The 18182-nt window shown below is 62.3% G+C and carries 15 protein-coding genes and 1 pseudogene; 8 read left to right on the top strand and 8 right to left on the bottom strand.

Annotated features, from left to right (window positions below; genetic code table 11):
* Positions 1–29 precede the first annotated feature (29 nt).
* Positions 30–650, bottom strand: a complete 621-nt coding sequence (locus tag C8C96_RS00085; RefSeq protein ID WP_121941048.1) for a TetR/AcrR family transcriptional regulator — start codon at positions 648–650, stop codon at positions 30–32.
* Positions 651–809: 159 nt separating this feature from the next.
* On the opposite strand from C8C96_RS00085, the gene fabF reads away from it, so the two are divergent.
* Positions 810–2084 carry a beta-ketoacyl-ACP synthase II gene (gene fabF, locus C8C96_RS00080; RefSeq protein ID WP_121941047.1) on the top strand — a complete coding sequence of 425 codons (1275 nt, stop codon included), beginning with the start codon at positions 810–812 and terminating at the stop codon, positions 2082–2084.
* A gap of 32 nt (positions 2085–2116) precedes the next feature.
* On the opposite strand, the gene C8C96_RS00075 is transcribed toward fabF, so the two are convergent.
* Positions 2117–2515, bottom strand: coding sequence for a BLUF domain-containing protein (locus C8C96_RS00075; RefSeq protein WP_121941046.1), 399 nt, complete (start codon positions 2513–2515; stop codon positions 2117–2119).
* 138 nt (positions 2516–2653) lie between these two features.
* On the opposite strand from C8C96_RS00075, the gene C8C96_RS00070 reads away from it, so the two are divergent.
* From C8C96_RS00070 to C8C96_RS00060, 3 genes are all read left to right on the top strand, one after another.
* Positions 2654–3409 (top strand): Crp/Fnr family transcriptional regulator, encoded by a 756-nt coding sequence (locus C8C96_RS00070; RefSeq protein ID WP_121941045.1) that lies wholly within the window; start codon positions 2654–2656, stop codon positions 3407–3409.
* Between the two features lie 165 nt (positions 3410–3574).
* A complete protein-coding gene (gene glmU, locus C8C96_RS00065) occupies positions 3575–4993 on the top strand; it encodes a bifunctional UDP-N-acetylglucosamine diphosphorylase/glucosamine-1-phosphate N-acetyltransferase GlmU (protein ID WP_121943797.1) in 1419 nt (472 codons plus the stop codon).
* A gap of 181 nt (positions 4994–5174) precedes the next feature.
* Positions 5175–5960 carry an ATP-binding protein gene (locus tag C8C96_RS00060; protein WP_199737415.1) on the top strand — a complete coding sequence of 262 codons (786 nt, stop codon included), beginning with the start codon at positions 5175–5177 and terminating at the stop codon, positions 5958–5960.
* Between the two features lie 21 nt (positions 5961–5981).
* Here C8C96_RS00060 and C8C96_RS00055 read toward each other — a convergent pair whose 3' ends face one another.
* Together C8C96_RS00055 and C8C96_RS00050 are read right to left on the bottom strand one after the other, a co-directional pair.
* Positions 5982–7034 carry a diguanylate cyclase gene (locus tag C8C96_RS00055; protein WP_121943796.1) on the bottom strand — a complete coding sequence of 351 codons (1053 nt, stop codon included), beginning with the start codon at positions 7032–7034 and terminating at the stop codon, positions 5982–5984.
* Between the two features lie 265 nt (positions 7035–7299).
* Entirely contained in the window at positions 7300–7788 is a 489-nt protein-coding gene (locus C8C96_RS00050) for an Lrp/AsnC family transcriptional regulator (RefSeq protein ID WP_121941043.1), read from the bottom strand.
* Positions 7789–7927: 139 nt separating this feature from the next.
* On the opposite strand from C8C96_RS00050, the gene glmS reads away from it, so the two are divergent.
* Complete coding sequence (gene glmS / locus C8C96_RS00045) at positions 7928–9862, top strand: glutamine--fructose-6-phosphate transaminase (isomerizing) (protein ID WP_121941042.1); 1935 nt, start codon at positions 7928–7930, stop codon at positions 9860–9862.
* A 398-nt stretch (positions 9863–10260) separates the two neighbouring features.
* Here glmS and C8C96_RS00040 read toward each other — a convergent pair whose 3' ends face one another.
* From C8C96_RS00040 to C8C96_RS25370, 4 genes are all read right to left on the bottom strand, one after another.
* Positions 10261–11526 carry a hypothetical protein gene (locus tag C8C96_RS00040; protein WP_147455637.1) on the bottom strand — a complete coding sequence of 422 codons (1266 nt, stop codon included), beginning with the start codon at positions 11524–11526 and terminating at the stop codon, positions 10261–10263.
* 104 nt (positions 11527–11630) lie between these two features.
* Positions 11631–13754 carry a hypothetical protein gene (locus C8C96_RS00035; RefSeq protein ID WP_147455636.1) on the bottom strand — a complete coding sequence of 708 codons (2124 nt, stop codon included), beginning with the start codon at positions 13752–13754 and terminating at the stop codon, positions 11631–11633.
* Entirely contained in the window at positions 13751–14479 is a 729-nt protein-coding gene (locus tag C8C96_RS00030; RefSeq protein WP_147455635.1) for a hypothetical protein, read from the bottom strand. The genes C8C96_RS00035 and C8C96_RS00030 overlap by 4 nt, the downstream gene beginning before the upstream one ends.
* 476 nt (positions 14480–14955) lie before the next feature.
* Complete coding sequence (locus C8C96_RS25370; RefSeq protein ID WP_082576702.1) at positions 14956–15222, bottom strand: DNA-binding protein; 267 nt, start codon at positions 15220–15222, stop codon at positions 14956–14958.
* Between the two features lie 111 nt (positions 15223–15333).
* Between C8C96_RS25370 and C8C96_RS00020 the strand changes: the two genes are divergently transcribed.
* From C8C96_RS00020 to C8C96_RS25365, 3 genes and pseudogenes are all read left to right on the top strand, one after another.
* Positions 15334–15729, top strand: a complete 396-nt coding sequence (locus tag C8C96_RS00020) for a helix-turn-helix domain-containing protein (protein ID WP_056637541.1) — start codon at positions 15334–15336, stop codon at positions 15727–15729.
* Between the two features lie 1018 nt (positions 15730–16747).
* A pseudogene (locus C8C96_RS00010) lies at positions 16748–17347 on the top strand (TniQ family protein); the annotation flags it as partial.
* A 416-nt stretch (positions 17348–17763) separates the two neighbouring features.
* Entirely contained in the window at positions 17764–18078 is a 315-nt protein-coding gene (locus C8C96_RS25365; protein ID WP_121941039.1) for a TnsD family Tn7-like transposition protein, read from the top strand.
* Positions 18079–18182: the final 104 nt, after the last annotated feature.

Raw genomic sequence — 18182 nt, 5'->3', positions numbered from 1 at the left:
CTTGTGACGCAAGCGCTGGCCGTTCTTTTTTACTTCGAGGGGCTGGATGTGTTGTCCAGCCAGTCCGTCAGCTGCGTCTGCAGCGTCACCATCAGCTCATTCGACAACGCGGGTTGCGCCGCTGCAGTGGCGCGGGCCAGCACCATCCCCCCCACCATGGTGGCCAGCACATGGATCGCGCGGGCGCGGTCTTGTGGCGATGGGGTGGCGCCGCCGCCGGCATCGGCAGCGCTGTCAGCCAGCAGCTGGGCAAACCGCTGGATGTTGCGCTCAATGCCCTGGGCAAACACTTCAGACAAGCCGCCGCCCGCCCGCGCGGCGTCCACCGCCAATGCGGCCACGGGGCAGCCTGAGCCCGGCGCGTCGCGGTGTTCAGGTGAGAGGTAGCGCTGGATGCGGTCGCCCACCGTGGCGTGGGGCCGCTCGCCGTCCAGCACGGGGATGGACCAGTCGAACGCCTTGGTGCACGCCTCCTGCACCAGCACATCCTTGGACGCGAAATGCCGGTACAGCCCGCCATGCGTAAGCCCGGCATCGCGCGTGATGTCGGCCACCCCTACACCGGTCAGCCCCCGCTCGCGGTACAGGCGGGCCGCCGCGTCCAGGATGCCCTGCCGGTTTTCTGCGGCCTGTGCTTTGGAAACCTTCATGGAAGCCTCTTATTGATTGCGGTCGTACGCAAAAATGGGTTTGCGGTTTATGATGACGATTGCAATCATAAAGGTGCAGAACCTCTGTGCCCCAACTGTCTGACGAGGTGAATCCATGAAAAAAGCGAGTGGTATGTGCAGCAACGAGGGGGTGGCCTGATGCGCCGCGTGGTGGTCACGGGCATGGGCCTGGTGTCGCCGCTGGGCTGCGGCGTAGAACTGGCGTGGCAGCGCTTGCTGGCTGGGCGCTCCGGCCTCTCGCGCTTGCCGGACGCGGTGACAGAAGGCATTGCCGCCAAGGTTGCCGGGCAGGTTCCCGGCATAGCGCAAGACCCCGAGGGCGGCTGGGATGTGGACGCCATCGTCTCGTCCAAAGACCAGCGCAAGATGGACCGCTTCATCCCCTTTGCGCTGGGCGCCGCGCAGCAGGCGCTGGCGCAGGCGGGCTGGCCGCCGGCCGACGAGCGAGCGCGTGAGCGCACGGCCACGGTGATCGCCTCGGGCATCGGCGGCTTTGGTGCGATTGCCGAGGCCGTGCGCACCACCGACACGCGCGGGCCGCAGCGGCTATCGCCGTTCACGGTGCCGTCGTTCCTGGTCAATCTGGCGGCTGGGCAGGTGTCGATCCGCCACGGGCTCAAGGGACCGCTGGGGGCGCCGGTCACCGCGTGCGCCGCCAGCGTGCAGGCGATTGGCGATGCCGCACGCCTGATCCGCAGCGGCGAGGCCGATGTGGCCGTGTGCGGCGGCAGCGAGGCCGCTATCGACCGTGTGAGCCTGGGCGGTTTTGCGGCGGCCAAGGCCTTGGGTACGGCGTTCAACGACACGCCGGAGCAGGCATCGCGCCCGTTCGATGCGCAGCGCGACGGCTTTGTGATGGGCGAGGGCGCAGGCATGCTGGTGATCGAGGCGCTGGACCATGCCCTGGCGCGCGGCGCACAGCCGTTGGCCGAGCTGGTGGGCTACGGCACGTCGGCCGACGCGTACCACATTACCTCAGGCCCCGAAGACGGTGACGGCGCCGCGCGCAGCATGTGGGCCGCGCTGGCGCAGGCAGGGCTCACGGCCCAGGACGTGCAGCATCTGAACGCTCACGCCACGTCCACCGGTGTGGGTGACCGGGGCGAGCTGGCCGCCATCCGCAGGGTGTTCGGCGCGGGCGCGCAGGTGGCCATCAGTTCGACCAAGTCGGCCACCGGGCACCTGCTGGGGGCGGCGGGCGCCGTGGCCGCCATCTTCACCACCCTGGCGCTGCGCGACCAGGTGGTGCCCGGCACGCTGAACCTGCACACGCCCGATGCGCTGGCCGAGGGGCTGGACCTGGTGGCCCTGCAGCCCCGGCCCATGGCGCTCACGCATGCCATGCTCAACGGGTTTGGTTTTGGCGGCGTGAATGCCACGCTGATCCTGCGGCGCTGGACCGAGGCCGCGTGATGGTTTGAATGAAAGAAGCGCGAGGAGGCCGGTCAGATCACCAGCTCGCCCCGCACGATCTCAAATGCGGCGATGGCCGCTTCCCCATCCAGCAGCTCCATGCGGGCCAGTGCATCCACATCTTCTACGGTGCTGAACGCCAGGCTGAAGTGCTGAAAGCGCCGCCCCGCCAGCGGGCCGTGGTGCAACACCTCGACGTTGATGTGGCGGGGGTCGTTGCGGATGCGTTCAATGAGCTTGAGCACGGCCTTTTGCGGGCCTTCTAGCTGCTGACAAAAGCGCTGTCCGTCAAAGATCAACAGGCCCGTGATGTCCAGCTCGGCATTCACAAAGCGCGCGCGCCCTGCAATCTCGGCCACCACGCTCAGCGGTTGATCGGGGGCGATGGTGCTCACGTAGAGCACCTCGTACAGGGCAGGGGATAGGTTCATAGATGCAGCCCAATGTAGGTGGCGCATGGTGCCTGCGCAATGTCAAAAGACATAGAGGAGACAGCCGTTGCACATTGCGCGCAGCTTTGTTGCAACGAGCTGTTTCTGCGTGATTTCCATCCCTAGAATCGCTTCCTCATGAACGTCACCTTGCCCCCCAATGTCTGCCCTCCGGCCTGCCGCGATTGCCGATTGCGCAAGACTGGGGCCTTCACACCCGTGAAGCCGGAGGTGCTGGATTTCATCGAAGGCTTTCGCACCGACAGCCTTGCCGTGGAAGCGGGCGGTGCGCTGGTGCGCGAGAACCAGACCAACGCCAAGCTGTTCACGCTGTATTCGGGCTGGGCGTTTCGCTACAAGACGCTGAGCGACGGGCGCCGCCAGATCCTCAACTTCCTGCTGCCCGGTGACCTGGTAGGCCTGCAGCAGGAGTTTGGCGATGTGTCGGCCCACGGCATCGAGGCGCTGACCGACTGCTCGCTGTGCGTGTTCCAGAACGACAGCCTGTGGGCGCTGTTTCGCGAGCACCCGCGCCTGGGCTACGACATCACCTGGCTGTCGGCGCACGAAGAGGGCCATGTGGACGACAACCTGCTCACCGCCGGCCGCCGCAACGCCACCGAGCGTGTGGCCATGCTGCTGATGCACCTGTACCGCCGGCTCGACCGTATCGGGCTAGTGGAGGATGGCTCGGTGGCCTTCCCGCTCAACCAGCAGCACATTGCCGATGCACTCGGGCTGTCGCTGGTGCACACCAACAAGACGCTGCGGCGCCTGGCCATGCTGGGCCTGCACGAGCTGAAAAACGGGCGGCTGCGCCTGCTCAACACCCGCGCGCTGGCGCGCATTGCCGAGTACTACGACACCCCGCCACGCTTGATGCCGCTGCTGTAGCGCCGTCGTTGCGACAGGTTTGGGGTTAAAAAGGCCGCAAGCGCTAGTCAATCATGTGCAGTTAGCTATGGACTGGATAGCGTGTTGTGCCCCGTGGGCTGCAGCCGATAATCCACCCAACGCCCGCGCGCCGGGCTTGTGCTGCGCAACCCCCATTCCATTTTCATGACCCCACTCGACATCCTCATCATGGCGGCCGGCAAAGGCACGCGCATGAAAAGCCGCGTCCCCAAAGTGCTGCAGCGCCTGGCCGGGCGCCCGCTGCTGCACCACGTGCTGGACCAGGCCGCGCACGTGCAGGCCCGCAGCGCCATTGTCATCACAGGCCATGGTGCTACAGAAGTAGAAGCGGCTACCGTAAGCACGACTAGCGCTACCGGCACTTTTGACCTGAAGTTTGTGCGCCAGGAGCCCCAGCTGGGCACCGGCCACGCCGTGCAGCAGGCCGTGCCGCACGTGCGCGACGACGGCACGGCCGTGGTGCTGTCGGGCGATGTGCCGCTGACGCAAGCCGACACCCTGCGCGCCCTGGTGGCCGCCAGCGAAGGCAGCAAGCTGGCCCTGCTGACGGTGACCCTGCCCGACCCCACCGGCTACGGCCGCATCGTGCGCAACGCCGACGGCGCCGTGCAAGGCATCGTCGAGCACAAGGACGCCACCGACGCCCAGCGCGCCATCACCGAGGTCTACAGCGGCATCATGGCCGTGCCCACGCGGCTGCTCACGCCCTGGCTGGCGCGGCTGACCAACCACAACGCCCAGGGCGAGTACTACCTCACCGACATCGTCGCCATGGCCGTGGCCGACGGCGTGCCCGTGGTGGCCCACCGCATCACCGACGCGCTGCAGGTGGCGGGCGTCAACAGCCCGCTGCAACTGGCCGAGCTGGAGCGTGCCCACCAGCTGCGCCAGGCCCGAGCCTTGATGGAGCAAGGCGTGCGCCTGGCCGACCCCGCCCGCTTTGACCTGCGCGACGACACCCGCACCGGCGTGCGCGGCGAGCTGGTCTGCGGGCAGGACGTGGAGATCGACGTGAACTGCGTCTTCACCGGCCGCGTGGAGCTGGGCGAGGGCGTGAGCATTGGCGCGAACTGCTGCATTGCCAATGCGCGCATTGCGGCAGGTGCGGTGATCCACCCCTACACCCACATCGACGGCGAAAAGGCCGGAGCCACCGTGGGCGAGGGCGCCTTGATCGGCCCCTTTGCCCGCCTGCGTCCCGGCGCCCAACTGGGCCGCGAAGTGCACATCGGCAATTTTGTGGAAGTGAAAAACAGCACGCTGGCCGACGGCGCCAAGGCTAACCACCTGGCCTACCTGGGCGACGCCACAGTGGGCGAGCGCGTGAACTACGGCGCAGGCAGCATTACCGCAAACTACGACGGCGCCAACAAGCATCGCACGGTGATCGAGGCCGACGTGCATGTGGGCAGCAACTGCGTGCTGGTGGCGCCCGTGACCATTGGCGCAGGCGGCACGGTGGGCGGCGGCAGCACCATCACCAAGAGCACGGCGCCCGGCGCGTTGAGCGTGGCGCGGGGCAAGCAAGTCAGCATTGCCAACTGGTCCCGCCCGAAAAAATGAAGCACCCCCTGAGTCGCTTCGCGCCTTCCCCCTCCAGGGGGACGACAGCCTTTGCTGCGGGGCGGCCCTTGCTGGCTGTCCTCGCCTGCGCCTTCGTCTTCGTGCGTAGCGCGTTGGCGCCTCGTTGTGCCGTGCACGCTTCTGTGGCCTGCGGCGGGAGATGAAAGTGGCTGGTGCAGACATGACCCCCGAACAGCTGCGCGCCGAACTGGCCCGCAGCCAGCAGCAGGTGGCCGATATGGCGGCTGCGCAAGAGGAGTTCTTGCGCGCCGTCTCGCACGACCTGCGCGCGCCGCTGCGGCACGTGACGTCTTACGGAACGCTGGTGCGCGAGGTGTTGGGCGACCTGCCGCCCGAGGTGGTGCAGGGTGCTGAGGTGCAAGAGGCCCTGGGCTTCCTCGCCACCATGGACCACTCGGCTCGGCGCATGGGGCTCATGATCGACGGCCTGCAAGCCCTGGTGCGTGCCAGCCGTGCGCCGCTGCGCCTGCAGCCCGTGCCGCTGACCGATGCCATGGCCCAGGCGCGCGCCACACTGGCCCCGGCCGAGGTCGGACGCGCGGTGGAACGGCGGGTGGGCGCCGATTTGCCCACGCTGTGGGCCGACCCGACGCTGCTGCAGGATCTGCTGGTGCAACTGTTGGGCAACGCCCTCAAGTTCACGCGCTCCGTGGGGCACCCGTGCATCACGGTGTCGGCGGACGCGGCACCCGCAGGCCAGGGCGCCTTCACCGTGCAGGACAACGGCGTGGGCTTTGACCCGGCGCGCGCGGGCAGCTTGTTTGGCGTGTTCCAGCGCCTGCACCGCGAGACGGAGTTCGAGGGCGTGGGCACAGGGCTTGCGCTGTGCCGTGCCATTGCGCAGCGCCACGGTGCGCAGATCAGTGCGACGGCGGTGCTGGGGGGCGGTTGCACGGTGCGGGTGCAGTGGCCGGTGAATCCTGCAGTTGCCGCCGACGAGTCCTGAACCTGCACGCAGTGCTGGTGGCTACACCGCCGGCACCAGCGCCGGTTCCATGCACCCCGCCACCTGATTGCGTCCGCCGTTCTTGGCGACGTACAGCGCCGCATCCGCCGCGTCGATCCACGCGCGCAGGCTGCTGTGGCGGTGGTCGGCCGGGGCCACGCCGATGCTGCTGGTGATGCGCAATTCGGGCAGGCTGCGCAGGCGCACGCCTTCGGTCTGCTCGCGGATGCGCTGGGCAATGGCCAGGGCGTCCCGGGCCTGCATGCCGGGCAGCACGATGGCGAACTCGTCCCCGCCGTAGCGCCCCGCGCAGTCGCCTGCGCGCACGTTGCCCCGCACCACATGGGCCAGCGCGCGGATCACCTCGTCGCCCACGGTGTGGCCGTAGGCGTCGTTGATCTCCTTGAAATGGTCGATGTCCAGCATCAGCATGCAGGCGGGCTCGTCGGTGGTGTGGTGGCGGCGCAGTGCGGCCTCCGCCTGTTCTTGCCAGTGGCCGCGCCCGAACAGGCCGGTCAGCGCGTCCACGCGGCGCAGTTCGTCCAGCATCTGGTTCTGGCGCGCAGACTGCCGGATGAGCTGGTAGCTGACGACGCTGACCGACAGCGTGTGCAGCGACATCACCGGCAAGCAGGCCACCATCACGCGCATGGAGGTCTCGGGCGCCCAGTGCAGGCCCATGACCGCCGTGCTGGCCACACCGGCCGGCAGCATCACCCACAGGGCGCGCACCCACAGCCCCCGGATGCCGGTCGTGATCTTGTCCACCATGGTCAAGGTGAGCAACATCACGCTGGGCAGCAGGTTGAAGTGCATCAGCGGCACCAGCGCAGCGACCAGCGCCGAGTCGATGAGCAGGTTGCGCACTTCGGCGGCATAGGGGTCGGCGGCGCGGCGGGTGAGCAGGTAGGCCACATGCGGCCACACCAGCGTTGGCAGCAGCAGCGCCACCCAGGCTGCGGCGGACGCCTGGCGCTCCCACAGCACCACCGCCACCACCATGCCGCCCAGCCCCATGCCCAGGATGCGCAAGGGGTAGATGCGGCGTGGCATCTGGCGGCGGGGCGTCGGCATGGGGGTGCAGGAGAAGGGCGGTGCTGCCACGCGGGCATCCACCGGCCAGGTAGGTTGAAAGTGCGGGGGAGCTTACAACGCCCGGTCAGGCGATACCAGCAAGAAATGACCGTGCTCCTTTCCCATGAGGCGCATGGATGACGTTGCTGGGTTGTGGGATGTGCTGCCGGGCCTGTCAGGGGTGGGGCTGAGGGGCGAGGTGGTGAGAGGGCGCCGGTGAGGGTGCAGGTGTTTTTGCTAATAAATTGATAGCGGCTAGCGCATATCAATCTAGCGCTACTGGCACTTTTGTCTCAAATTTTGCCCGCCGGGTCGCGAAGAACGCCTTCACATTGCGCACATTGGCGTCGCCCGTGAACAGCCGCTGCGACAGCGCCAGGTAGCCCGGCATGTCCCGCGTGTGCACCACCAGCACAAAGTCGGGCCCCGGCGACACGCGCCAGCACTGCTGCACCGCGGCCTCCTGCACGGCGCGGGCTTCGAACGCGTCGAGTTGTTCTGCGCCCTGGCGGTCCAGCGACACCTCCACGATGCACCCCAGCCCATGGCCCTGCAGCGCTGCCAGTCGGTCGGGCTGCAGGATGGCCACCTGCCGCTCGATCAGCCCCACATCGTGCAGGCGCTTGACCCGGCGCAGGCAGGTGGGCGGGGACACGTGCACCTGTTCGGCCAGGGCCTGGTTGCTTTGTGCGGCATCGGTTTGCAGCAGGTTGAGCAGCTGGAGATCGATCGCATCGAGAGATATGGATTCCATCAATTAATAAAAAATGAATGATAATTTCATCGGTATGAATTGGTGAAATTTAAGTTCATTTTTGTGCAAATATCAATGAATAATTTTTCTCTTTGCTGCCTACGATCGCCCCATCGAATCCAACCCAAGGGCAACCACCATGTGCGGCATCGTCGGCGCAGTCTCCACGCGCAACATCGTTCCCATCCTCGTGCAGGGCCTGCAGCGGCTTGAATACCGGGGCTATGACTCCTGCGGCGTGGCCGTGCATGCGTCCAGCCTCGACGCCACGCGCCCTGCCGGCCTGCAGCGCGCCCGCAGCACAGCCCGCGTGGCCGAGCTGCTGGAGCAGGTGAGCACCGAGCACATCGACGGCGCCACTGGCATCGCCCACACCCGCTGGGCCACGCACGGCGCGCCCGCCGTGCACAACGCCCATCCGCATTTCAGCCACGGCACGGGCGCAGACGCGCAGGTCCAAGGCGCAGGTCGCGTGGCGCTGGTGCACAACGGCATCATTGAAAACCACGAAGAACTGCGCAAGGCACTGCAGTCACGCGGCTATGTGTTTGCGAGCCAGACCGACACGGAGGTCATCGCCCATCTGGTGGACAGCCATTACAGCGGCGACCTGTTCGAAGCCGTGCAGGCCACCGTGGCCGAACTGCACGGCGCCTACGCCATCGCCGTCATGCACAAGGACGAACCCCACCGCGTGGTGGGGGCACGCGCCGGGTCCCCATTGATCCTGGGGGTGGGCAAAGACGCCACCGCTGGCGCATCTGCGTCGCGCGAGCACTTTCTGGCCAGCGACGCCATGGCCCTGGCGGGCGTGACCGACCAGATCATCTACCTGGAAGAAGGCGACCTGGTGGACCTGCAGCTGGGCCGCTACTGGATCGTAGGCAAGGACGGCAACGCGCTGACCATCGAGCAGCGCCCAGTGCGCACCGTGCTCGCCCACAGTGGCGCGGCCGAGCTGGGGCCTTATCGCCACTACATGCAAAAGGAAATCTTCGAGCAGCCGCGCGCGATTGCCGACACGCTGGAAGGCCTGGCCGGCATCGTGCCCGAGCTGTTCGACGGCGCAGGCCAGCATGGCGAGCCCGGCGCGGCCGCCTGGCGTGTTTTCAAGGAGATCGACAACGTGTTGATCCTGGCCTGCGGTACGAGCTACTACAGCGGCTGCACCGCCAAATACTGGCTGGAAGACATTGCTGGCATCCCCACGCAAGTGGAAGTGGCCAGTGAATACCGCTACCGCACCAGCGTGCCCAACCCGCGCACCCTCGTTGTCACCATCAGCCAAAGCGGCGAAACCGCCGACACGCTGGCCGCTCTGCGCCACGCGCAGTCGTTGGGCATGCAGCACACGCTCACCATCTGCAACGTCGCCACCAGCGCCATGGTGCGCGAATGCAAGCTGGCCTACATCACGCGCGCCGGGGTCGAGATTGGCGTGGCCAGCACCAAGGCCTTCACCACCCAGCTGGCAGGCCTGTTCTTGCTGACGCTGGCGCTGGCCCAATCCAAGGGTCGTTTGAATGACGAGCAGGAAGCTGCGCACCTCAAGGCCATGCGCCACCTGCCTGTGGCCTTGCAGGCCGTGCTGGCGCTGGAGCCACAAATCATCAGCTGGGCCGAAGACTTTGCGCGCATGGAAAACGCGCTCTTTTTGGGTCGGGGGCTGCATTACCCCATCGCCCTCGAAGGTGCCCTGAAGCTCAAGGAAATCAGCTACATCCACGCCGAGGCCTACCCGGCCGGCGAACTCAAGCACGGCCCCCTCGCCCTGGTGACCAGCGCCATGCCCGTGGTCACCGTAGCACCCAACGACACCCTGCTCGAAAAGCTCAAGAGCAACATGCAAGAGGTGCGCGCGCGCGCGGGTGTGCTGTACGTGCTGGCTGACGCCGACACCCGCATCGAGAGCAGCGAGGGTATCCACGTCATCCGCATGCCCGAGCACTACGGCCCCTTGAGTCCGCTGCTGCATGTGGTGCCGCTGCAGCTGCTGGCGTACCACACGGCCTGCGCGCGGGGGACGGATGTGGACAAGCCCAGAAATTTGGCCAAGAGCGTCACGGTGGAGTGACTTGTCGAACGGACCGCTTTTTTTTGACTCGGACAAATAAAGTGCGTCGAGATCACCGCTCATAAGCTGTTGATTTTTCGACACTTGCGCATTGCGCGAAAGTTCGTCGGAGATTGCCAAACAGAAGGGAGACCTTGCGCCATCGTAAATATAGTCCGTCGGAAGTCCAAGTCAGATCCGAGACGCCGTGCATGCGAAGCGGCTCAGTACAAATTCACGACTGACCGCCGCGCCAAATGTTTCCCGAGCTGAAGAACGCTAACGGTTCCGACGCCGACCCTACACAGAACTGCGCCGTTTCAGTTGCCGCCTACCGACGATACCCACACGAAGCGACTGAGCTGGCCTTTCGAGAAGGGCTCCTAGGCTGCCCAGCAAAGTGCTCAGGAAATGCGAGGCTAGGTCTTTGCAGACGGATCTTTTGCCAGCGATGCCAAGAAATCTTGAGCCGCCTCCTGCATGCCCTCGAGCGTACGAGGTTTACGACTCTTTGGCATCTTGATGACTTGCGCCGGCGATGCTCGCGAGGGCTCGGCGGCTTTTTCAATGTTCTCGATAGCCTCTCGTTCTTGCCGGTTCATAGACGCTTTCACAGTGGCGATTGCCACCTTTTCAGCACGTGCCTCGCGGAGCTTTTCTGAATACGTGCTGATGGCGGCCTGGATCTCGGGACCATCGAATGGGCACCGTAAACCCTTCTTGAGTTTGCCTCCCTGCCCAGCATTTGAGATCAAGGCGTTTATGTCGGCACGCGCAACACTAAAAGATGCAGAGGCGAAAGCTCGGCGTACGTGTGACCAGGAAATCTGCGAGTCTCCCCCATGCCGAGATATGCGGTAGCTGGTCACGAGAAGGCTGACGAGCTCGCGCTTTAGGCCAGCGCTGAGATTCCAGAGTTCAACTTGATAGGTCAACAACTCAAAGTCCAGCACCTCCGCTAACACGACCTGGTACTCAGCCAAAAGATTTACCCAATCTGAGGACTCGGGCGGATCGGGCATCATGATCACAGGGTCATGGATAAGACGTTGCGTCGCCTCGGGATCGCGTTCACACAGCTTCCACCCCAAAGAGTAGTTTCCGATCACGAACCAAGGAACCTGGAGATTCGCGAGACTCAGCAAGGTGCGAGTTATCAGTGTTGCTGCAGAGGCTGACTGCGCCATGAACTGCGTTTCATCCGCACCGAGGAGACACGCACCGCTGAGGCGGATGACACGGGCGCACTCTTCAACCGCCCCTCCCTTACCGTCCATGTCACCGATGCCCAAGACTTCTTCAATCAAGCTCTTCACGACGGCAGAGGGGCCGGTCTTCCTACCGATATTGCCGTCGATGAAATCGATCAGGGGCACAGCAGGATGTGCCGCATCTATCTGAACCATTCTGCGTCCTGAAAGCACCCTTCGGAGCACGATTCGAAGGCTTGACTTGCCGACCCCAGCCAGTCCCGTCAGGAACATCGGTGTAACAAAGTCCTCAATCGTTGTTCCGTGGTACGCAAATTTCAGTACAGCATGTGGATCCTTATAGATATCCACGGCATGAGCCCTTGCTCTTTGGATCAGGGTTGTCGCGATTGCCTCCACCTGAGCAGTTACCAGAACTACCTCTTCCATCCCTTCCCGAATTGCCTTACATGCTGCTTCAACGTCCAACGTCATATGGGACTGCAAAGGCCTGCCTCGGCTCTCGCCTCGAGATTTGATAACTCCAGGCTTGAGGGCGTCTTCGTACCGCCCAGCCCAGATTGATGGATCAATCTTGGTCACGCTACCTTGCGCCCCACAGCGCTATTTTTCGCCTCCTTGGCCTCCCGTTGGGCTACAGCACCGCCACGCTTGGGTCGCCCGACAACGCGACTGCCGGACACCAGTTCTTCTCCGGTCTGCTCCTTGTAGTCTTGTTCGAAAAAGACCCTTGCGCCGCGCTTATGTTCCGTGTGCTCCTTGATGCGGCCTTGCATGTGCGCGTCGAACTCGACGGCTTCGTCGAGCGACATATCCATCACTTCCTTAGAAACGGGCGTCGGATACCGAACGTCTAGCTGAACGAGCCTGCCTTTCCACTCGAACCAAACATGCCGAATGCAGCAGTTCAAGACGTAGACTTTCACATCTATCTGGCGGCCTCCGCCCTTCACGGCGGAAAGAGCTTCCATAAAAGCTTCCGACTTTGAGTAGTACCTGCGTCCTGCTATCTCCAGGTAGCCGTCTTTCAGTTTCGCTGGCACAAGGTCCAGGTAGCCGCGGACTGCAGACTCGAAGTTCACCTGGACGGCGTCATTGCGCCCTACCGAGTCCATCGCGTCCCAGACCCCATTGGGGCTAAGGCGGCTTACGCGATGTTCCAGCTCCGGATCTACCCGGTTAGCGACCTGCGTCAATTCGTTGTAGGCCAGCAGGTTGCCGACCTCACGCCGTGCGAGTGCTACGGTCGTCTGGTTGGATCGGCGAAATGAAGGAGCTTCGTCGTCGGACGGTGTCTTTGGATTGGATGTCTCCACAATGGCCTTTGACTTGCCTGAATAGGACGGCGTGAGCTGCCGAACCACGGGCAGCAGTTCCGCATCGCGCGGGAGCCCTCCAGCCGTCGCACCAGGTCCTCGATCGGTGACCATGTGCGGAGAAACGCCCTTTGCACTGTCTTTGATTTTCAGACCGAGAAGCGCCCCGAAGGCTTCCAGACCAATTGCTGCGCAGAACTGCGCCATGCGGTAAGCAGCAGCGGTTTCGCTGCCCTGGGAGAACCCGATGCCAACCTTTTTTCCGCTGGCGACGTCTCGTATAGTGACTACAACTAACGCCGGAAGGTCGCTGCCTTCAATGTAGCCTTTGGGTAAGTCGAAAACACGATACCCATCTGCTTCGACACGTTGCATCAAATTCCAGGCCGATTCGGTAAAACTACCGAGAGCGGGTTTGAACTTGGACTGCGCCCGTTTCTTTCCTAGCCGCGTTTCACGCACTAGGTGTGGCCTGAAGTGCTGATTGACGTAGTAGAAGTACGCTCCAATCTGCGGAAACGCCTTTCCTTCAGGGTGATACAACTCAAACTGTTTTACATGGCCTCGGCACACGATTCGTGACTTACACCCGAAGTCCTTTGTCATCGCGTCCGTGTAGACCTGATCGTCGCTGACACCAATTCCTGCGCGACGCGGATATGACTCGATGATCATCTGCCGCATTTCCGTTGTGGTGTTGTAGCCGCCTTTGCGGCCCGGAGCGCCACGTTTCTCGTCTTGCGCATGCTCAGGCGCCATTCGGTCCCAGTGCCCAATGCGATGGATCGGATAGTGAAGCGCGTCCCTGTTTCGACCGAAGACTAGGTACACGTAAAACCACAATCTGACGCGCGTCTCATTCTGGACGGGCATCAAGCTGCGCGCATGAGCATTGATGTATTTGTCGAGGTTCTCATGGTCCAAAATCTCGGGCGCCTCAGCCACCAGCTTCGAGATGCAAAAGAGCTTGTCATCGACCCTGTCCCGATGTAGCTTCGCGGCGTCGGTGCGGTGTAGGTCGATTTCCGCCAAGTCCAATCCTTCGAGAGCATCAAGCCAAGGCGGCATTGTCTTGGCCTCTCCAGCGACGACCATCCCCCGTAGCAAGCCACTCTCCCATACGTCGCGGGGCAGATGGATCGGAATTGGCAATGGCAACGGCAACCGAGTGACCGTCCGTCTCCGCCTCTTCTTTCTCATTCCATCTTCTCCGCCCTCATCTTTCTTACTTTCGCCGACAACTACCTTTGCAGGGCGTTCCACAAACTCCAGCAGCGTGACAATCTTCGTTTGCGGACTGCTACGCAGAAAGAAGTAAGTTGCTCCGGTTGCTAGTTCATGGAACCCCTTTGGCGCGTGGATGACAGTTCCAGAAGTGATGCTCATGTCGGCCGCCTGAACCAGTCAGCAAACACTTTTAGTACATCCTGCTGCTCGGGGAGCATCGGCTTGTCTATGAAGAAGTGACATTCAAATAGATCAAGGCGGACCTTTCGAGCCATGACACCGTGCGCTAGAACAATTTTTTGCCGATACAGGTCAATGCCATGGGAGACTTCCACACCGTTCATCACGTCCAACGCCGACTCATACCTATCTAGGCCATCGTTGAGCGCGTCAAGGACGATTTGCTGCTGCGCAGTCGAGAGGCCGTGTTTTCGCCGCTGCCAGCTCTGTGCCCATCGCAGATTGGCAACCAAGATGCTCGGGAGCTCATCGGCAGCCACTTCAACGGTACGAATGCCAACTTCTGCGTAGACCTGCTTCTCTACTTCATGCCTTCCAGTCTCTCTTACCGTAGCGCGCCTCATGTTGGTCTTTACTGTCACACCCACCGCCGGAACGGTGAATTCGCCCCGCGATTGCTTGACATTGAAGTTGACGCAGTAGAGTCCTTGCGCGTCCTTCAGGAACACGAGGAAATCGCCGATCCAGCAGCCGGGTGTCTCGCGCTTTTCCTTGCCCTCGGTGGTCCACGTGACGACGGGATGAAAGTGCATGTGGTGCAGATCGGCGGCTACTGCCAGAGTGCCTCGAAACCGCTTCAGTTCCATAGGGCCAGCAAGTGGGTGCCCTTCCAGCGGGTGGGCAGCCGGAACGTTTGGCAACATGCGCTGCTCCTGCAGGTCCACGAGCCAGGGGCAGTAGAGCAGGACCGCAAGGACGTATCGCTCGGGCTCCGACAATGTGTGTATTTCTCGCTGCAATAGGTCAGACCATACGGTCGCGGGACTGCTCTTAGCGGGCGCCTCTTCACGGCATGCCTTGATCGAGGGTTCATAACCTGGCCCAAAGGTCGGTGTCAGTTGGCGCCTCAGGATCGTTCGATAGCGGGACTCCGTAAGCCTGTGCTTTTCCATCTCCGTCTCCAAGCATCGGCCGCAGCCGAAAGGTCGAGTTCGGGACAAGCAACGCGATGCAATCCGGTTCCTCGAAACGGATTGACAGGAGACGCGATTTGATGGAAAGTCGAACCAAGCCGCTTTGTCAAGAACTGGCTCGCACATTCCAAACACGCCCGGTGACCTTTGGCGAGGTCTCCGGGCGTGGTGCTTTTATCCCACGATTGTTGAGGTTGTGGGTCAGGTCATGAAGGAACTCCTCCGTGATTTAGCTGCGCAGCCTGCGGCTGGGCTGAAGCCAGCGGATGCTCCTCATCGGGTGCCGGTGGCGATCTCAGCCCCAGCGCGATTGCCGCTTGATGCGCTTCCCCCCAGTTACCCTGCGACCGTCCGGCCAAGAGCGAGGCCACGACTGACGGTTTAAACCCATGAACATGGGCCCACTCCGTAATGGTTACACCGTGGCGTAGCAGCCAGGCGCGGGCCTCGGTCGGCGTTCTGAGAGATGGCATGCTGAATCGTCTCTCTTATTCCAACATTTGTCAAAATTTTGTGCATATGATCGAAATTGCGACATGTGCTCAAAATTTTGATAGCATCCGTACATTCAAGGAGTACTCACAATGTTTGGCTCTCGTCTCGCTTCCGAGCGAAAACGATTGAAGCTCAGCCAAGAAGCGGTGGCCACGGTGCTCGGCACCAGCAGATCAGTCGTCGGCATGATCGAAACGGACCAGACCTCTCTCGGCGCAGAGCGACTCTTGAAGCTCGGTGCGGCCGGCTTTGACGTACTCAAGGTTCTTACCGACGAACCAGGTAAGACAGCGGCTGGTCGATTGCTGAACTGGGATTTGGCCATGAAGATTTCAGAATCAGTAGACGACTGGGCAAGAATGCGGGGCGTCAAGCTGCATCCCGAGAAGAAGGCACTGCTCGTCAAGCACTTGTACCTGCAGTTCGCGTCACGAGAGCAGATCGACGCACACCTGCTGAACGAAACTCTGCAGATGGCGGCCTGAGTTGTGAATCGCCCTCCTCCCCCTGATGTTGCGAGCGAAACTGCCATATTGCTGGATGAGGCACTGCAGGATCTGCTGCTGCATCAGCCAGATCCTCGCACTCTAGGGCTGCGTCGCCGTCAGCGTCTTGCCGGTACCACGCTGCTTATCCTTGCTAGCGGGTGCATGGTTGCGATTACAGCGCTATCTCCGCTTTCTACATCGTTACCATTTTGGAGACTAGCGCTCGGCGTCCTGGCCATCGTGCTGATGTTCCTTGGCGCTTGGTTGATAGATCACGCGGGCAAACGGGAGATGAGTGAGCGCCTTGAGGGACTCGCGGGAGAAGTTGGCGAGTCACTGAACGAACCATCTCAGGCCCTCGCCAACAGGCAGCGGCATTTTGGGATCAGTATGCTGGCTCTGGCTGCGTTCTGCGTGTGCGTCTCCGTCGCACCGCTTCCAGGCAAGGACCATCTTGACGTACTGATGTGGTCGGGTTACTCGATCATCCTACTTGCCACCGGCGCTTGGCAGATCAAAAGGGCCTCCAAAGCAGCGCTGCGTGCGCAGGAACTTGTCGCAATCGAACGCCGCAGGAAAACGTCCCAGGCCGGTAGACACCTCCGTAGGATGTCGTAGTCCTGCCAACTGATGGCGCGAGAACGATGCTGGCCACAATCGAGCTAGGGCTACCTCAGTCCTGGTTGCCAGACGAAACGCTATTCAGCCTGTGTAGCCGGTATCACCGCGCCAGTGGACAACGACTGGCATCAACGACATGTCGATTGCTTTTTGGACATCCAAACCAGGGATGCGCCCACGACTTTCCTGCGCGGCTCAATCACTTCCTAGCAGTTTCTGGAAACACACTCGGTAGCGTTGAGCACATCGTAGAGCACCGAACAGTCCTGCCGCTGTACCTTCGGTTCGCCAGCACAAACCAAGTCAATGCAACCCTCAATGCGGCCGCCCTGAATTCTTCAGGCAGGCTGAAGTTCCAACTCGGGCTCCTCACGAGCAGGTTCCGGCAAACCACCCGCTCAAGGCCTGCCCCTATTGCATGGACGAGGACATGAAGGCGCACAGCACGCCGTACTGGCATCGCGAGCATCAGTTGCCAGGGGTCTGGGTGTGTCTTCGCCACGGGCGCAAGCTAGAGACATCAAACCTCAAGGCCACGGGTGTGTCAAGGTTTCACTGGGTATTGCCTTCGCCCTCCCAGTTCACTGACCCAGCGGAGCCAACCGCTATAGCCGACAGCACCGTGCGGCTTGCGCGGATGGTGGCTGATCTCGTTGGCAGATCCGACGTACGCCTCTCTACACCGATGCTGGGAGCAGCATTTCGGACCGCGCTCGCTCAAAAAGGCTTTCTCACAGGTCCAAAGCAGCGTCTAAAACATGCCGCCGCAGGCGATGCCTACGTAGCATTCCTTGCGCCGCTGCTTAACCTCGAGCAAATGGATGGACTTCCGTCATCCGCAGATGAAGCCTGTGCCGAAATCGCCCGGCAGATCGCCTCAGAGCGATCCGGCGTCCATCCGTTGAGACGTCTTACTCTTGCTGCGTGGCTGTTCGATAACCTCGACCAGTTGCTTGCATGCGTTGATCAGGCGACTTGCGCCGAAGGCACTTGAGGTCACTAAAGACGCGAGGGAGGCACCGAGTCCCGTAGATCCGCGACGTGCGCAATTCTTCAAAGTGCTGGCCTCCGGTCTGTCGACCTCGGCAGCCTCAAGAGAGGCCGGTATCGACACGACAACAGGCATGGTCTGGGCTGCATCTGCCGGGTTATCCACGCCTCGACGCCCAAAGACGCTTAAGGGCAATGATCGGACGCAGCTTATCAAGCTGCTGCGCAGGGATTGCCCAAGGCTGACGCGGCCACCTACAGCAAGGTCTCCATCCAGACCGTCACCACATTGCTCAGAACGGAAGTGGGTCTGCATGAGCCTGGCGGCTTGCAGGGTTCGAGAACGCACGACTGCGTTATCGACGTACCTGGCAGCGATCATCGCGATAAACCCGCTCTCTGGTGTCAAGGCTGCACGGGATGGCTGAGCCAGCCACTTACGCTTGGCTCTACGCAACGACCGCGACTGGCTTAGCGAAAGGACTGGCGATATGGCCCAAGAAGCCCGACGCCTCAGTCTCGCGTCGATGGGATACCCGAGATCGAGAACTTGCCGATCTGGTCCGCGTGACTGCGCTGAGCTTTGGTCGAAGTAGAGCGTGTGCGGGCGCAATCAAACTCCACCATCTCTATCAGCGAATCCCCGAGTTGAAGGCCAAGCTGAATACGCTGGATCGCCTTCCGCTCACGCGCGCTGTAATCTTCGATGTTGTTGGGCCCAGGACCGGCCTCTGAGAGCATCGTCAGAATCCTTGAACAGGTCGCCCAAGCCAAGCGACTGACACTCGGTCCAACTCTAGATGCAAGGTAAATCACACAGCCAAGCGACACTAGACGAG

The organism is Acidovorax sp. 100, from assembly GCF_003688355.1.
GTDB lineage: Bacteria > Pseudomonadota > Gammaproteobacteria > Burkholderiales > Burkholderiaceae_C > Acidovorax > Acidovorax delafieldii.
The sequence above is the reverse complement of the archived record's forward strand: the minus strand, read 5'-3'. Positions and strand labels throughout refer to the sequence as shown.

Excerpts from the sequence above, each read along its gene's own strand:
- C8C96_RS00085 (WP_121941048.1), bottom strand. The coding sequence starts at position 650 with ATGAAGGTTTCCAAAGCACAGGCCGCAGAAAACCGGCAGGGCATCCTG.
- fabF (WP_121941047.1), top strand. The coding sequence starts at position 810 with ATGCGCCGCGTGGTGGTCACGGGCATGGGCCTGGTGTCGCCGCTGGGC.
- C8C96_RS00075 (WP_121941046.1), bottom strand. The coding sequence starts at position 2,515 with ATGAACCTATCCCCTGCCCTGTACGAGGTGCTCTACGTGAGCACCATC.
- C8C96_RS00070 (WP_121941045.1), top strand. The coding sequence starts at position 2,654 with ATGAACGTCACCTTGCCCCCCAATGTCTGCCCTCCGGCCTGCCGCGAT.
- glmU (WP_121943797.1), top strand. The coding sequence starts at position 3,575 with ATGACCCCACTCGACATCCTCATCATGGCGGCCGGCAAAGGCACGCGC.
- C8C96_RS00060 (WP_199737415.1), top strand. The coding sequence starts at position 5,175 with ATGACCCCCGAACAGCTGCGCGCCGAACTGGCCCGCAGCCAGCAGCAG.
- C8C96_RS00055 (WP_121943796.1), bottom strand. The coding sequence starts at position 7,034 with ATGCCGACGCCCCGCCGCCAGATGCCACGCCGCATCTACCCCTTGCGC.
- C8C96_RS00050 (WP_121941043.1), bottom strand. The coding sequence starts at position 7,788 with ATGGAATCCATATCTCTCGATGCGATCGATCTCCAGCTGCTCAACCTG.
- glmS (WP_121941042.1), top strand. The coding sequence starts at position 7,928 with ATGTGCGGCATCGTCGGCGCAGTCTCCACGCGCAACATCGTTCCCATC.
- C8C96_RS00040 (WP_147455637.1), bottom strand. The coding sequence starts at position 11,526 with ATGACGTTGGACGTTGAAGCAGCATGTAAGGCAATTCGGGAAGGGATG.
- C8C96_RS00035 (WP_147455636.1), bottom strand. The coding sequence starts at position 13,754 with ATGAGCATCACTTCTGGAACTGTCATCCACGCGCCAAAGGGGTTCCAT.
- C8C96_RS00030 (WP_147455635.1), bottom strand. The coding sequence starts at position 14,479 with ATGTTGCCAAACGTTCCGGCTGCCCACCCGCTGGAAGGGCACCCACTT.
- C8C96_RS25370 (WP_082576702.1), bottom strand. The coding sequence starts at position 15,222 with ATGCCATCTCTCAGAACGCCGACCGAGGCCCGCGCCTGGCTGCTACGC.
- C8C96_RS00020 (WP_056637541.1), top strand. The coding sequence starts at position 15,334 with ATGTTTGGCTCTCGTCTCGCTTCCGAGCGAAAACGATTGAAGCTCAGC.
- C8C96_RS25365 (WP_121941039.1), top strand. The coding sequence starts at position 17,764 with ATGGCTGAGCCAGCCACTTACGCTTGGCTCTACGCAACGACCGCGACT.